11 protein-coding genes are annotated in these 14,732 nt (G+C 72.8%); 9 read left to right on the top strand and 2 right to left on the bottom strand.

Annotated elements, in window-relative coordinates:
- Window positions 1-22 precede the first annotated feature (22 nt).
- The 8 genes from MET2598_RS0122330 to MET2598_RS0122295 all read left to right on the top strand — a co-directional run bounded on the left by MET2598_RS0122330 (window position 23) and on the right by MET2598_RS0122295 (window position 10,747).
- Entirely contained in the window at window positions 23-2,209 is a 2,187-nt protein-coding gene (locus MET2598_RS0122330; RefSeq protein WP_018262411.1) for a Wzz/FepE/Etk N-terminal domain-containing protein, read from the top strand.
- Complete coding sequence (locus MET2598_RS0122325) at window positions 2,206-3,420, top strand: glycosyltransferase family 4 protein (protein ID WP_018262410.1); 1,215 nt, start codon at window positions 2,206-2,208, stop codon at window positions 3,418-3,420. The genes MET2598_RS0122330 and MET2598_RS0122325 overlap by 4 nt, the downstream gene beginning before the upstream one ends.
- Window positions 3,421-3,466: 46 nt before the next feature.
- Window positions 3,467-5,197 (top strand): WecB/TagA/CpsF family glycosyltransferase, encoded by a 1,731-nt coding sequence (locus tag MET2598_RS0122320; RefSeq protein WP_018262409.1) that lies wholly within the window; start codon window positions 3,467-3,469, stop codon window positions 5,195-5,197.
- A gap of 226 nt (window positions 5,198-5,423) precedes the next feature.
- On the top strand, window positions 5,424-6,137 hold the full coding sequence (locus MET2598_RS0122315) for a sugar transferase (protein ID WP_018262408.1): 714 nt from the start codon (window positions 5,424-5,426) through the stop codon (window positions 6,135-6,137).
- Entirely contained in the window at window positions 6,127-7,149 is a 1,023-nt protein-coding gene (locus MET2598_RS0122310) for a glycoside hydrolase family 5 protein (protein WP_018262407.1), read from the top strand. Before MET2598_RS0122315 ends, MET2598_RS0122310 begins: the two co-directional genes overlap by 11 nt.
- Before the next feature lie 30 nt (window positions 7,150-7,179).
- On the top strand, window positions 7,180-8,676 hold the full coding sequence (locus MET2598_RS0122305) for a lipopolysaccharide biosynthesis protein (RefSeq protein WP_018262406.1): 1,497 nt from the start codon (window positions 7,180-7,182) through the stop codon (window positions 8,674-8,676).
- A gap of 77 nt (window positions 8,677-8,753) precedes the next feature.
- Window positions 8,754-9,527 carry a class I SAM-dependent methyltransferase gene (locus tag MET2598_RS37125; protein WP_018262405.1) on the top strand — a complete coding sequence of 258 codons (774 nt, stop codon included), beginning with the start codon at window positions 8,754-8,756 and terminating at the stop codon, window positions 9,525-9,527.
- Window positions 9,528-9,625: 98 nt separating this feature from the next.
- Window positions 9,626-10,747: a glycosyltransferase family 4 protein gene (locus MET2598_RS0122295; RefSeq protein WP_018262404.1), complete on the top strand. Its 1,122-nt coding sequence runs from the start codon at window positions 9,626-9,628 to the stop codon at window positions 10,745-10,747.
- Window positions 10,748-10,805: 58 nt separating this feature from the next.
- On the opposite strand, the gene MET2598_RS0122290 is transcribed toward MET2598_RS0122295, so the two are convergent.
- Both MET2598_RS0122290 and MET2598_RS0122285 read right to left on the bottom strand, forming a co-directional pair.
- Entirely contained in the window at window positions 10,806-11,522 is a 717-nt protein-coding gene (locus tag MET2598_RS0122290) for a PhoH family protein (protein ID WP_012331028.1), read from the bottom strand.
- A gap of 390 nt (window positions 11,523-11,912) precedes the next feature.
- Window positions 11,913-14,282, bottom strand: a complete 2,370-nt coding sequence (locus tag MET2598_RS0122285) for an ATP-dependent helicase (RefSeq protein ID WP_018262402.1) — start codon at window positions 14,280-14,282, stop codon at window positions 11,913-11,915.
- Between the two features lie 184 nt (window positions 14,283-14,466).
- On the opposite strand from MET2598_RS0122285, the gene MET2598_RS0122280 reads away from it, so the two are divergent.
- Window positions 14,467-14,721, top strand: coding sequence for a hypothetical protein (locus MET2598_RS0122280; protein WP_018262401.1), 255 nt, complete (start codon window positions 14,467-14,469; stop codon window positions 14,719-14,721).
- Window positions 14,722-14,732 lie beyond the last annotated feature (11 nt).

The raw sequence follows: 14,732 nt of genomic DNA, 5'->3' as shown, positions 1-14,732 counted from the left end.
TACCGAGCGCGCAAGGGTGGCCATGAACATAAAGCCGAACCAGCTGCGTCTGCACGTCGACTCGGCCTCACCCCGGCTGGAGCGCGATGAGCGCTGGGACGTGGCGGCGATCCTGGACGTTCTGCGCCGGCGCCGCATCCTGGCGGCTTGCGTGTTCGTGGCCTGCCTCACCGCCGCGCTCGCCTACCTGGCGACCGCGACGCCGCTGTTCATGGCGACCGGCATCCTGGTGCTCGACACCAAGCTGACGCCCCCCTCCCCCGCCCAGGTCAGCGCCGAGCCGACCATCGATCCGGCCGTGGTGGACAGCCAGATCGAGATCCTCAAGTCCCGGAAGATCGCGACCGACGTGGTCGACAAGCTCGGCCTCCAGGGCGACCCCGAATTCGTCGGCAGCGGTCCCTCGCTCCTCGACGCGCTCAAGGGCCGGCTCCTGTCCCTGGTGGAGGCCAGCAGCGGATCCGCGGAGCCGCCCGACCTGCGCCAGGTCGCGGCGGGGACGCTCGAGCGCACGCTCAAGATCACCCGCACCGGCCGCAGCTTCCTCGCCGAGATCAACGCGACCACGCGGGACCCGAAGAAGTCGGCCGCGATCGCCAACGCCGTGGCGGAGGCCTACATCCAGGACCAGCTCAGCAGCCGGATGGAATCGAGCCAGCGCACCACCGACTGGATGCAGCGGCGCCTGAAGGAAGTGCGGGACGAGGCCGAGGCGGCCGAGCGCGCCCTCAAGGAGTTCCGGGCCCATGCCGGCGCGTCGAGCCCCGGGGCCGAGCCCGTGAGCGCGGCGGACATCGCCTGGGAGCGCGCCTCGATCGAGGCGATGCGGCGCGCCGCGGCCGAGAGCCTGGAGCGGGGCCGCGCGGGCCTCGCCGCCGCCCAGGCGACGCTGGCCGCCCTGGAGGGCGGGGACACCGCCGCCGCCACCCGCAAGCGCCTCGACGAGGTCGACGACCCCGAGGTCTCGCACCTCGCGGCGGCGATGGCCGGCCCGGGGCCGAGCCCGGCCGAGGCCGAGGCCCTGCGCGCGCGGCTGCGCCGGCTCGTGGACGACCGCCAGGCCGCGATCGGTCTCGCCCAGCGCCGCGACGGGCTGCTGGCGCGGCGCCTCGGCGACCTCGCGGCGGGCACGGATCCCGGCCCGAACGGCCGCGAGCAGCAGCTCGCCCGCGCGGCCGAGGCCGCCCGCTCCACCTTCGAGGCGCTGCAGAACCGGGTCTCGCGCGTCAGCTCCTTCCTGCAGCAGCAGGCGCTGCCGGTCACGGAGGCGCGGCTGGTGAGTGCGGCGGTGCCGCCGCTCGCCAAGTCCTCGCCCCGGACGACCCTGGTCCTGCTCCTGGCCAGCGCCGGCGGGCTCGCCGCGGGCATCGCGGCGGCCTTCCTGCGGGAGATGTTCGACCGGCGCATCCGCTGGCCGACGCAGATCGCCGGCCTCGGTCAGCCCTTCCTCGGTCCCCTGCCGCCCACCGAGGGGCGCCGCCTGCCTCTGCCGGGCCGACGGGCGCGGCCTTCCGCCGGGATCCCGCTGCTCATCGCAGGCCCGGACGCCTCGCCCGCGGCGCTCGAGACCCTGCGCGCGGCCAAGATCGCCGTCGACCACGCCCTCGGCCGCGAGAGCTGCCGGGTGGTCGGGGTCGTCTCTCCCTGCGACCGCGACGGGAAATCGACGGTGGCGGCCAATTTCGCGGCCCTGGCGGCCGAGATGCGGGCCCGCGTGCTCCTGATCGACGCCGACCTGCACGGCGGCGGCCTCTCGGCGCAATTCGCGGGCGAGGGGGCGATCGGCCTCGACGAGGCGGTGGGCCGGCAGCACCCGCTCGCCCGCTGCGTGGTGCCGACCCCGCTCGGCTTCGACCTCCTGCCCGGGAGCGTCGGCGCGCCGCCCGCCCACCCGGTCGAGATCCTGGCCTCGGTCGGGCTGCGGCGCCTGCTGACCGAGGCGCGCGGGCGCTACGACTACGTGGTGATCGACATCCCGGCGGTCCTCTGCGCGGTCGACGCGAGGGCGATCGCCGAGGTCATCGACGGCTTCATCCTCACGCTGGCCTCCGGCCGCACCAGCCTCGATGCGGTCGAGCGGGTCTTCGCCACCTGCCCGGGCATCGCCGACCGGTCCGTGGGCGTGGTCCTCAACCGCTCCAGGGTCGCGGTCGGCCCGCTGCGGGCGCGGCGGGCCCCGCGGTCCGGCATGCTGGAGATCGCCCGATGAGCGCCCATCCCGTCCTGCGCACGGCGCGGCGGGCCGTGCGGCCGGTGGCCCGCGCGGTCCGGCGCCACCTGCTGCCGCGGCTGATGCCGGTCGCTCGCCACGCCTTTCCGGAGGCCGCCGCGCGGGTGCGGGTCGTGGGCCTGCTGTCCTCGTCCTCCGGGCTCGGGGAATCGGCGCGGCTCTGCCTCGGCAGCCTGGCCGGGGCCGGCTACCGGCTCTCGACGGCCGACGTCGCGGGCCTGTTCGACAGCAACGACGGCATCGCCTACCCGGCGGGCGAGTCCGACCCGCAAGCGGACCTCGCCATCTACCATCTCAACCCGCCCATGCTCCTCCCGAGCGTGGTGCGGACGGGCCTGCGCCGGCACGCCGGCACCTACAGCATCGCCTACTGGGCCTGGGAGCTGGAGACCCTGCCGGCCGAGTGGATCGCGGCGATCCGGTTCGTCGACGCCATCCTGGTGCCGAGCCGCTTCTGCCAGGCCGCCCTGCGGGCCCACACCGACAAGCCGGTGATCGTGGTGCCGCATCCGGTCGACGCCGCCGTCCCGGTGCGGGAGGCCGCCGCGCCGCCGCCGGGGGACCGCTTCCGGGTGGCGAGCATCTTCAATTTCGGCTCGTCCTACGCGCGCAAGAACCCGACCGCGCTGGTGCGCGCCTTCCGGGCCGCCTTCGGCGAGGATCCGGGGGCCGAGCTGGTGCTGAAGGTCAGCGACGGGGCCCGCTACCCCCGCGAGCGCGCCCAGATCCTGGCCGAGATGGCGGGGGCGCCGAACGTCCGCCTGATCGACGAGGTCTGGGAGCGCCCGCGCCTGCAGGCCTTCCTGGCCTCGGCGGACGCCTACCTGTCGCTCCACCGCTCGGAGGGCTTCGGCCTGACCCTCGCGGAGGCGATCCTCGCCCGCGTGCCGGTCGTGGCCACCCACTGGTCGGGCAACACCGATTTCTGCGACCCGGCCCTGTCCTACCCGGTCGACTACGCCCTGGTGCCGTTCAGCGACCCGCATCCCGCCTATGCGGGGGTCGGCGCGGCGCGCTGGGCCGAGCCGGACATCGCCCACGCGGCCCACCAGCTGCGACAGGTGCGGGGCGAGCCCGAGGCGGCGCGGGCCAAGGCCCGGGCCCTGCGGAGCGCCTTCGTCACCTACCTGCGCCGCCACGGCTACGAGGAGGCGCTCGCCTCCCTCGCCCGCCCCGCGCAAGCCGCCTGATCGGGACGCCCGCGCCCCGACCCTGCTGCCCCGAGAGGAACGAGCCTTGACTGATCCGATTGCCCAGAAGGGCGACGAGACGGACCTGACCGTGTCGCTCGTCGTCTGCACGGTGGGCCGGCTGGAACCCCTGGAGAGGCTGCTCGCCTCCCTGCGCCGCCAGACGCGCCGGCCCCTCGAGATCCTCCTCGTCGACCAGAACCCGGCCGGCACGCTCAGCGCCCTGCTCACCCGCTTCCGCGACCTGCCCCTCGTGCACCTCGTCGACCTCGCCGATGCGCGGGGCCTGTCGCGGGCCCGCAACCTCGGCCTGGCCTGCGCCCGCGGCAGCGTGGTGGGCTTTCCGGACGACGATTGCTGGTACGACCCCGAGGTCGTCGCGCGGGTCGCCGACCTGTTCTCCGTCCCGGGAAGCCCGGACCTGATCTGCGGGCGCACGGTCGATGCCGGGGGCGCCGAATCCGTCAGCGCGCATCTGCCGGTCCCGGCCGAGATCGCGCGCGACACCGTCTTCCTGGCGGGCAATTCCAACGGCCTGTTCGTGCGTCGGGGCCTCGCCAAGCGCGTCGGCGGATTCGACGAGACGCTGGGAGTGGGCGCCGCGACGCCGTTCCAGTCCGGCGAGGAGACGGACTTCATCCTGCGCGCCCTCGCTCTCGGCGCGTCCTGCCGCTTCGAGCCCGGCCTGGTCGTCCGCCACGACCAGCCCGAGGCGAATCCGGCCGCCGCGGCCGCGCGGGCCGCCCGCTACGCGCCGGGCTTCGGGCGGGTGCTGCGCCTGCACGGTTTCGGACCCGGCTACGTCGGCAACCGCGTGCTGCGGGCCTTCGGGCGCGGGGCGCTCCTCCTCCTCGGCGGCCGCCGGGACGACGCGCGCCACCGCTTCGCCTGGGCGCTCGGCACCCTGCGGGGCTACGCCGCCCCGGCCCGCGCCCGCGCGGCGGCCCCGCCGCGCGGGGCCGCCGCGCGGGAGCCGGGCGCGCAGCCCAGGCCCTTCGGCCTCTCCTTCGCGCCGCTCGACGACGGGCAACTCGCCCGGCAGCTGGCCGGCCCGCTGGTTCCGGCCGGCGCGGGCCCGCGGATCGTCGCCACCGCCAACCTCGACCACATCGTCCAGCTCTCGCGCAACACCGTCTTCCGGGAAGCCTATCGCCGCGCCTGGATCGTCACCGCCGACGGGATGCCGGTCTACCTCTACGCGAGGCTGCGCGGGGCGAAGCTGCCCGGCCGGCTCACCGGCGCGGACCTGTTCGCGCGGCTGATGACGATGCTCTCCCCGGCCCGGCACCGCTGCTTCTTCGTGGCCTCCTCGGAGGAGACCGCCGCGCGGATCGAGGCCCTGCTCCTCGCCCGCGGCTTCTCGCGCGAGCAGCTCGCCTTCCGGGTGCCGCCCTTCGGTTTCGAGACCGACGCGGCCTATTCGGACGCCCTCGCGGGGGCGATCCGGGCCCACCGCGCCACCCACCTGTTCCTCGGCCTCGGCTCGCCGAAATGCGAGATCTGGAGCCACCGCTACCGCGGCGCCCTCGGCGACTGCTACGTGCTCAACGTCGGCGCCGGCCTCGACTTCTACAGCGGGACCAAGCGGCGCGCCCCGGTCGTCCTCCAGCGGACCGGCCTCGAATGGGCGTGGCGCGTGGCCCAGGAGCCGCGTCGGCTGTTCCACCGCTACTTCGTCGCCTCCTGGCGCTTCCTCTGGATCGCCGCCGCCGACTTCGCCCGGTCGGACCGCACCCTGCCCCCCTCACGCGCCATCGAGGTGGAACGCCATCGATGAGCCCCGCCACGCGAGGCGCGCTCGCGCCGCCGGAGCGGTCCGCCCGCCCGGCCGCGCCGCTCCGCCCCGAAGTCCACGGCCGCTGACCGATCGCCCGGCGAGACCGATGCCGCTCCGGAACGCCACACCTCCCGCATCAACCCAGAAGCCGGTGCGCAGCACCGCGCCGCAGGCGCCCCAAGGCGCCTGGACGCGCCGTCCGCCGCGCCACGAGGAGAGACGATCAATGCCAAGGGGGATTGCAGTCGAGTTCCAATATCGGGAGCAGCGCCTCGAGGACGGTGCCGCGGGGCTCCCACGGCGCGCGATCGACCCGGCCCGGCCCCTCTGCCGGCGCGCCGGCCTCATCAACGTGGCGCTGGCCAAGCGCGCGACCGACATCGCCGTCGCGCTCGCCGCGCTGGTGTTCCTCCTGCCGGTCTTCGTCGCCGTGGCCATCCTGATCAAGGCGGAGACGCCCGGCCCGGTCTTCTTCCGCCAGCGCCGCTACGGCGTGCAGCGGCGGCCGTTCCTGATCTTCAAGTTCCGCACCATGACGGTGCTCGAAGCGAGCGGGGCCTTCCGGCAGGCCGCCGCGAACGACGCTCGGGTGACGCGGATCGGGCGCTTCCTGCGGCGCTCCAGCCTCGACGAGGCGCCCCAGCTCATCAACGTGCTCGTCGGCGACATGTCGCTCGTCGGGCCGCGGCCGCACGCCGTCGCCATGGACGACGCCTACGCGCCGGTCGTCTCGCACTACGAGGACCGTTTCCTGGTGCGCCCGGGCCTCACCGGCCTGGCCCAGATCAGCGGCTACCGCGGCCCGACCGACACCCACGACAAGATCGCCCGGCGCATCGCCCACGACCGGGCCTATATCCGGCGCTGGTCCCTGCTCCTCGACTTCGCGATCATGCTGCGCACGCCGATCGCGCTCGTGAGGGATCCCAATGCCCTCTGAGGCGACGAGGCGGGCGCGACCGCTTCCCGCCGCGATCACCCGCGGCGCCTTCCTGGCCGCCCTCGCCGGCGGCGTCGCCGCGGCGGCCGGGATGGGGGCGGGCCCGGCGCGGGCCGGCGGGGCGGTCCGCTACCCCGGCGTCAACCTGTCGGGCGGGGAGTTCGGCGACATCGGCCGCCCCCTCGGCCAGGGCTACATCTACCCGCCGAACGAGAGTTTCGCCTACTACGCCGGGCGCGGCATGAAGCTCGTGCGGATCCCGTTCAAGATCGAGCGGGTGCAGCCGGAGCCCCTCGGCGCCCTCTCGGTCCGGGACGCGGACGAACTCGCGCGCTGCGTGCGCGCGGCCAAGGCCGCCGGGCTCCTGGTGGTCCTCGACGCGCACAATTTCGGCAAGCGCGACGGAAAGCCGATCGAGGCGCGGGACCTCACCAATCTCTGGTCGCGGCTCGCCGCGCGGTTCCGGGACGAGCCGTCGGTGGCCTACGGCCTCATGAACGAGCCGGTGGCCTTCGCGCCGCCCGCCTGGCGCCCGGTCGTCGACGCCCTCGTCAAGGCCATCCGCGACGGCGGCTCGCGGCAGCTCCTGATGGTCCCCGGCGCCGGCTGGAGCGGCGCCCATTCCTGGGTGTCGGACGGCAACGCCGCGGCCTTCGAGGATTTCCAGGACCCGCACTTCCTCTTCGAGGTCCACCAGTACCTCGACCGGGACAATTCGGGCTCGAACCCGCAGGATTACGCCCCGGGCGCCGGCGCGACCCGGCTCGCTGCCTTCACGGACTGGGCCCGGCGGCGCGGCGCCAAGGCCTTCCTGGGCGAGTTCGGCTTCGCCCTGCCCGCGGGCGAGGCCGAGGCGCGGGCGCTCCTCTCCTTCGTGGCCGCCCACACGGATGTCTGGCAGGCCTACGCCTACTGGGCCGGCGGACCGTGGTGGGGCGATTACGCGTTCAGCATCGAGCCCGGCAAAGAGGGCGACAAGCCGCAGATGGCCCTGCTCAGGGCCTACATGTAGGGGACCATGGCGAGTCTCGCACGACAATCCGTGACCAACGCGGTCGCGACCGGCTCGATCGTGATCGGCGGGACGCTGAGCACGATCATCGTGGCGCGCGTCCTCGGGCGCGAGGGCCTCGGCGTCTTCACGTACGGCATGTGGCTGGTCGGCCTCTCGGTCCTGGTCGCGGATCTGGGCATCCCCGGCGCCCTCGCCCGCTACCTGCCGGACCTGCGGCGGCAGGAGAACGGCGCGGCAGCGGACGGACTGGCGCGCTATCTCTTCGGCCGCTACGCCCTGCTGATGGCCGCCGGGGTGGCGGTCCTGCTCAGCGCCTCGGCGCCGCTCTGGAAGGACCACCTGCACGTCGGACCGATCGGGACCGTCGGCTACCTCGCCAACCCGCTCTTCTGGCTGCTCGTCGCCGCCGCCTTCGTGGGCCAGGGCGCCGGCAACTTCGTGGTCGGGCTCCTGCGCGGGCGCCAGGAATTCGGCCGGATGGCGCGCATCATGCTCGCCACCGCCGTCATCCAGGTCGCCGCCGCGGGCATCGGTTCATGGCTCTTCGGCGTGGCCGGCGCCCTCGCCGGGAGCGTCCTGATCGGTCTGTGCCCGGCGGTCTTCCTCGCCTCCGGCCTGCGCCGGGGCGCCCCGGTCGCCCCGGCCCTGCGCGCCAGGATCGCCCGCTATTGCGGTTCGACCTGGACCAGCTATCTCCTCGCCTCGGTGGTCTCGACGCGGACCGAGATCTTCTTCCTCGAGCGCAGCTGGGGCAGCAGCGAGGTCGCGCTGTTCTCGATCTGCGTGACCCTCTCCAACCTCGCCGTCCAGGCGCCGCTCCTGCTGACCGGCACGCTGCTGCCGCATCTCTCGCAGCAGATCGCCATGGGGGAGCACGAGCGGGCCGCCGCCCTCTACCGCAGCGGCATGCGCTTCCTCGCCATGATGGTGGTCCCGGCCTGTTTCGGCACCGCCGCCATCGCCCCCGCCTTCATCCCCCTGGTCTACGGCTCTCAATTCGCCGACGCGGCCCTCCCGGCCGCGATCCTGGTGGGCGCCTCCGCCATCGGGGCCGTGACCTCGGTGGCGCAGATCTACATGAATGCCAGCGAGCGCAACGGCTTCAACCTCGGCGTCGGGGCCGCCGGTGCCCTCAGCATCGTCCTGTCGGGGCTCCTCGTCGTGCCGGTCTATGGGGTGATCGGCGCGGCGCTGACGCGCGCCGCCGTCCAGCTCTGCGGCGCCGCCCTGCTGCTCCTCTACGCCCATCGGGTGCTGAAGGCTCCGGCCCCGATGGCGGATCTGGCGCGCATCGTGGCGTCCTCGCTGCTCTGCGCGGCCGTGGCGCACGCCGTCATCCGCGCCGTCCCGGGCCCGGCCTCCGTCGGGCTCGCCATCGTGGCCGGCATCGTCTCGTACGGCTTCGCCCTCAAGCTCTTCGGCTGCATCACCAAGGCCGATCTCGCGATGCTGCGGGCGGAGATTGGAATCCTGCCGCGGCCCTTCGGCCGCGTGCTGTCGAAGGCGGTCAGCTTCTACGCCTGATCGGGCGGGGGCGCGGGGGAGGATTGACGCGAGGGCCGGCGCACATTGCCATCGTGCCCCGGCATGGAGGAGAAGGCATGCAAGATCTCTACGACCGCTCTTTCTACGGCGAGCAACGTTCGGGCTCCTTGAATTCCGCCCTGATCGTCGCCCCGATGGTCTGCGCGATATTCGCGCCGCGCTCGGTCCTCGACCTCGGATGCGGGGTCGGGACCTGGCTGAAGGCGTTCTCGCAGGCCGGCGTCGCCGACGTGGCCGGCATCGACGGGGATTACGTGTCGCGCGACGACCTCGAGATCGCCCAGGAGCACTTCACTCCCCGGGACCTCACCACCGAGATCACCTTCGATCGCCGGTTCGACCTCGCCATGAGCCTCGAGGTCGGGGAGCATCTGCCCACCGACAAGGCTCCGGTCCTGGTGCGTTCGCTCTCGAACGCGGCCGACGTGGTCCTATTCTCCGCGGCGATCCCATACCAGGGCGGCATCGGCCACATCAACTGCCAGTGGCAGAGCTGGTGGGCCGACCTCTTCGCGCGGGAGGGATACGAGGCGTTCGACCTGTTCCGCCCGGCCCTCTGGAACGACGGCCGCGTCGAGGCCTGGTACCGGCAGAACATGCTCGTCTACGCGCGGCACGCCGGGGCCGAGACGGCCCGCGCCCATCTGCGGGGCGGCGGCCTTCCCCTCGACGTCGTGCATCCCGCCGAACTCGAGCGGGGCATGCTGGGCGTGCCGCGGGTCAGCCACGTCATCGAGGATCTGAAGCTCGCGCTCGGCCGGCGCATCCGGTCGAGCTTCGGGGCGGGCGGGCCGGTGCAGCGCAGCCGCAGCCGCTACGGCCTGTCGTGAGCCGGACCGCCGTGATCGGTGGTCCTCCCGGCCCGGCCTCCGGCCGGGAGCGCCACCGGGAGCCGCACCGCTCTCGTTCGCAGCACGAGGATCAGCGAATGTCGCCCACGCGTCGCGTGTTCATCACCGGGGCGGATGACCCCAAGAACTTCTCGGGCTCGTCCTACTACTTCGGCGAGAGCCTCAGGGCCGTGCTGGGTGCGGAACGCGTCGTCGCGCTGCCGATCCGCAGCTACCGCGACCTCTACCTGCCCACCCTGGTCTTCGGCGCGCGGATGGGGGTCGATCCGCGCAAGTACTTTTTCATGGCGCGGGAGTTTCAAGAGGCCAACTTCCTGGCCGCCAACGACCGGCCGAACCAGGGCGACGTGCTGGTCTCCTTCCCGCCAATCACGCCCCGCAGGGACAAGTATCTGCGCGCGTTCAGTCACGTCTCACTGCTCATCGACATGACGCTGACGCAATACTTCGAGTACAGCCAGTTCAAGGATGCCCCCGATCGGGTGAAGAGCCGTATCATCGGGCAGGAGACCCGGTCCTACCAGGAGTGCGACTCGATCTTCGTGTTCAACGACTGGGTGGCCGATCAGCTCGTCGAGCGCTACCGGGTCGATGCCGGGAAGATCCACGTGATCGGCCGGGGCCTGAACATGCCGCGCAGGCTCGCCGAGGAGCGCCGGCCGTCCCGCGCGCCAATCCCGGGCAGCCCCCTGCGGGTCGGGTTCGTGGGCGCGGATGCCGAGCGCAAGGGGCTGTTCGACCTGATCGAGGCGATCGACGGCGACCCGCTCCTGTCCGAACGGGTGCATGTCCACGCGATCGGGCCGGACGCGGCGACCCTTCCGGCGCGGCCCTTCCTGACGGCACACGGCTACATCGACAAGGCTGGGGAGATCGACAGGATCGTCGCGATCATGTCGGATTGCGCCCTGGGCTACCTGTTCTCGCGGGCCGAGGGCATCCCGGGCTCCGTGCTCGAATTCCTGAGCCTCGGCGTCCCCTGCCTGGTGTCGGACATCCCGGCCATGGACAGCGTCCGGGCGCTGCCCGGCGTGGCGGAGATCCCGCTCGCGGGCGGGGCCGCGGCCGTGCGTGCGGCCCTTCGCGGCCTCGTCTCCGAGCCCGAGCGCTTGGCGGCTCTGCGGGCCGACGCCGCCGCGGTCGACCTCGACGGCTGGATCCCTCAGGCGCAGGCCGTCGCGAACCGCATCTGCGCCTGATCCGGCCGCCCCACGATCCCCGGCGCCGCGGACCCCCGCGGCGCCGGGGATCACGCGGTCAGAGACGCGCCTCCTCGAAGGCCCGCACCCATTCGGCGCAGATCCCCGAGCGGACGATGTCCTCCAGCCCGAACTCCACGATCGGGATCGGCATCAGCCGGCTCTTCACGAGGTGGATCACGGTCCGCAAGCCCGACGTCTCCCGCAGGTCGGTCTGGGAGACGTCGCCGTTGATGATGACCTGGCAATCGTCGCCGATGCGTGTCAGGAACATCTTGATCTCGGCCGGGGTGGTGTTCTGGGCCTCGTCCAGGATCACGAGGCAGTTCTTGAAAGTGCGGCCGCGCATGACCTCGAAGGGCACGATCTCGATGTCGCCGGACTTGAGCGCGATGTCGAAGGCGCCCGCGCCCATCCGCTCCTTCATCGTCTCCGTGAGCGGAGCGACCCAGGGCGCGATCTTCTCTTCGAGACTGCCGGGAAAGTAGCCGAGGGAGCGTCCCGAGGGGACGTTGGGCCGGGTGATCACCACCTTGGCGATGCGGCGCTGGCGGAGGAGGTCCGCGGCGCGGGTGCCGGCGATGTAGGTCTTGCCGGTGCCGGCCGGCCCGAGAACGATGACTTGTGCGTGGGAACCGAGGGCTTCGAGATACTCGGCCTGGCGGGCCGTCATGGGTTGAATCGGCGGCGCATTGCGCTCCTCCTCGAACCGGGTGCGCGGCATCCGGATCGGGCGGTCATCGACCAGTTCAAGTCGTGCGCGTCGTCTCTTCATAGATCAACACTCCCACTGGACTTGCGGTGCCGCGATGTGATCTGCCCTCTCGTGTCCCTCGACCTCCTCGTTGCGCCAACAGCACGTCAAATCCGCGGGTCCGGACGGGTTCCACGTCCGATCGACGCAGGCGGTGGACAAGTCCGCCTGGATCTCCCGCAACGGTATGCCGACAGAGGTTGACCAGCAATTCCCGCGCCGCGCCGCACAGGACGGTTTTCGCGGGCGCGAAGATTAGGGTTCGGTCTGTGTCTCAAACCACACAGCGACGGGGCTCGCGGCCGGCTCCGCGGCGGGGTCGCGCACGCTGTCGCGTGCGCCGTCCCGGATGTCGGCTCCTGCGAGATCGCACCCTCCGCCGGCGTGACGCGGGGACAGCGGCCCGCCGAGTCAGGTCGGCTGGACGAAACTGTCGAGGACCATCTTCCGGCCGGCCTTGTCGAAGTCAACCGTGAGCTTGTTGCCGTCGACCGCCGCGACCGAGCCGGGGCCGAACTTCGTGTGGAAGACGCGCGCGCCCGCTACGTAGTCTGACGCAGTGCCGGTCGACTTCGCCACCAGCGTTCCCTCGATCTGCCTGGGGGCGCCGCGCGCGCCGCGGCCCTCGCCGAAGCGGGGCTCGCCCGGGCGGCCCTGGCCGCCGAAGCGCTCCTGTCCGGCCGTGGCGGCCTGGGCGCGCTGCCAGCCGGGGGTCGCGTAGGAGGAGCCGAAGGGCGTCGCCTGCCGGTCGAAGCGCGAGGGGCCGTGGGAGAAGTTCGCCGGCGCCTCGATCACGCTCACGCTCGCCTCGGGCAATTCGTCGATGAAGCGGCTCGGCATGGTCGAGGACCACAGGCCGTGGATGCGGCGGTTGACCGCGAAGGAGATCTTGGCGCGCTTGCGGGCCCGGGTGAGCCCGACATGGGCGAGGCGCCGCTCCTCCTCCAGCCCGGCCCGGCCGCTCTCGTCGAGGGCGCGCTGGTTGGGAAACAGCCCGTCCTCCCAGCCCGGCAGGAAGACCGTGTCGAATTCGAGCCCCTTGGCGGCGTGCAGCGTCATCAGGCTGACGCGGTCGCCGCCCTCCGCCTCGTTGGCGTCCATCACCAGCGCGATGTGCTCCAGGAAGGCCGGCAGGTCGGGGAACTCCTCCAGCGAGCGCACCAGTTCCTTGAGGTTCTCCAGCCGGCCGGCGGCGTCGGCGGTGCGCTCCTTCTGCCACATCTCGGTGTAGCCGGATTCCTCCAGGATGGTCTGGGCCACCTCGGCGTGGGGCCGCCCCTCCAGGAGCTTCGCCCAGCGGTCGAAGCACTGCACCAGGGCCCGCAGGGTCGAGCGGGGCTTGGGCTTCAGCTCCTCCGTCTCGACGATCAGCCGGGCCGCGTGCAGGAGCGGCACCGCGCGCCGCCGCGCGACACCGTGGAGGGCCTGCAGGGTGGCGTCGCCGAGCCCGCGCTTGGGCGTATTGACGATGCGCTCGAAGGCGAGGTCGTCCGCCCCGTTGGCGGTCAGGCGCAGGTAGCCGAGCGCGTCGCGCACCTCGGCCCGCTCGTAGAAGCGCGGGCCGCCGATCACCCGGTAGGGCAGGCCGAGCTGGACGAAGCGGTCCTCGACCTCGCGCATCTGGGCGGAGGTGCGCACCAGCACGGCGATCTGCGCCAGGGGATGCTCCTGCCGCTGCAGGCCCTCGATGGTCTCCCCGATGAGGCGCGCCTCCTCCTCGGAATCCCAGGCGCCCGTCACCGTGACGGGCTCGCCCGCGCCGGCCTCCGTGCGCAGGGTCTTGCCGAGCCGCCCCTCGTTGTGGGCGATCAGCGTCGCCGCCGCGGCCAGGATGTGGCCCGTCGAGCGGTAGTTGCGCTCCAGCCGCACCACCACGGCGCCCGGGAAATCGTGCTCGAAGCGCAGGATGTTGTCGACCTCGGCGCCGCGCCAGCCGTAGATCGACTGGTCGTCGTCGCCCACGCAGCAGACGTTGCGGCGGCCCTGGGCCAGGAGCCGCAGCCAGAGATACTGCGCCACGTTGGTGTCCTGGTACTCGTCGACCAGGATGTAGCGGAAGCGGTCCTGGTAGCTCGCCAGGATGTCGGGATTCTCGCGCCAGAGCTTGAGGCAGAGCAGGAGCAGGTCGCCGAAATCGACCGCGTTGAGGGTGGCGAGGCGCTCCTGATAGGCGGCGTAGAGCGGCCCGCCCTTGCCGAAGCCGAAGGCGCCGGCCTCGCCGGCCGGCACCTGGTCGGGGGCGAGGCCGCGGTTCTTCCAGCCGTCGATCGCCTGGGCGAGGCCGCGGGCGGGCCAGCGCTTCTCGTCGATGCCCGCCGCCTCGATCACCTGCTTGAGCAGGCGCAGCTGGTCGTCGGTGCCCAGGATGGTGAAGTCGGATCGCAGCCCGACCAGCTCCGCGTGGCGGCGCAGGATCTTGGTGCCGATCGCGTGGAACGTGCCGAGCCAGGGCATGCCCTCGCCGGCCGCGCCGATCAGGCCGCCGATGCGCTCCTTCATCTCCCGCGCGGCCTTGTTGGTGAAGGTCACGGCCAGGATGTCGAAGGGCCGGGCGCGGCCGATGGCGATCAGGTGGGCGATGCGCGTGGTCAGCACCCGCGTCTTGCCGGTGCCCGCGCCGGCCAGGACCAGGACGGGCCCCTCCGTCGCCTCGACGGCGCGGCGCTGCTCCGGATTGAGCCCGTCGAGATAGGCCGCCCCGGGAGGCGCCACGGCGGCCCTCGCGCGGGCTGCGATCGAGGTGGGGGCGGGCGCCTCGGCCCCGGCGGCATCGCGAGTCATGGATTCTTCACTGGACCAAAACGCGAACGGCGTCGAGGGTGGGCCGGCGAGGGGGCCGGCGAGGGGGCCGGCGAGGGGGCCGGACGGTGGCGCAGCGCCGCAGGGTCGCGGGGAACCCGAGACCGTCCCGGCGCGTCCCCCCATCGCCTATATCCGTGACCGTTCACAGCCTCGGGGTGTTCCCATGCGCGTCCATACCCTGCTGATCCTCGCGGCCGCCCTGGCGGCGAGCCCCGCCCTGGCCCAGAACCAGCGCGGCACCACCCGTGCCGAGCGCACGGTCGAGGGTCTCAACAACTCGATGAACTATCGCAGCGAATCGCGCGACATCCAGCAGCAGAACCGGTTCGAGACGAACCAGCTGCAGGGCCAGATCCGCCGCGAGCAGACGCTGCCGCCGCCGCCGGTGACCCCCGGCATCATCGCCCCGGCCCGGTGAGGGAGCCGGGC

Origin of the sequence: Methylobacterium sp. WSM2598 (assembly GCF_000379105.1) — a bacterium.
In the GTDB taxonomy this organism is placed as follows: Bacteria; Pseudomonadota; Alphaproteobacteria; order Rhizobiales; family Beijerinckiaceae; genus Methylobacterium.
This window is presented reverse-complemented; position numbering and strand designations above follow the sequence as displayed.

Bases quoted from the DNA above. Each gene is read 5' to 3' on its own strand.
- MET2598_RS0122290 (WP_012331028.1), bottom strand. From the start codon at position 11,522: ATGAAGAGACGACGCGCACGACTTGAACTGGTCGATGACCGCCCGATC.
- MET2598_RS0122315 (WP_018262408.1), top strand. From the start codon at position 5,424: ATGCCAAGGGGGATTGCAGTCGAGTTCCAATATCGGGAGCAGCGCCTC.
- MET2598_RS0122280 (WP_018262401.1), top strand. From the start codon at position 14,467: ATGCGCGTCCATACCCTGCTGATCCTCGCGGCCGCCCTGGCGGCGAGC.
- MET2598_RS0122285 (WP_018262402.1), bottom strand. From the start codon at position 14,282: ATGACTCGCGATGCCGCCGGGGCCGAGGCGCCCGCCCCCACCTCGATC.
- MET2598_RS0122310 (WP_018262407.1), top strand. From the start codon at position 6,127: ATGCCCTCTGAGGCGACGAGGCGGGCGCGACCGCTTCCCGCCGCGATC.
- MET2598_RS0122330 (WP_018262411.1), top strand. From the start codon at position 23: ATGAACATAAAGCCGAACCAGCTGCGTCTGCACGTCGACTCGGCCTCA.
- MET2598_RS0122295 (WP_018262404.1), top strand. From the start codon at position 9,626: ATGTCGCCCACGCGTCGCGTGTTCATCACCGGGGCGGATGACCCCAAG.
- MET2598_RS0122325 (WP_018262410.1), top strand. From the start codon at position 2,206: ATGAGCGCCCATCCCGTCCTGCGCACGGCGCGGCGGGCCGTGCGGCCG.
- MET2598_RS37125 (WP_018262405.1), top strand. From the start codon at position 8,754: ATGCAAGATCTCTACGACCGCTCTTTCTACGGCGAGCAACGTTCGGGC.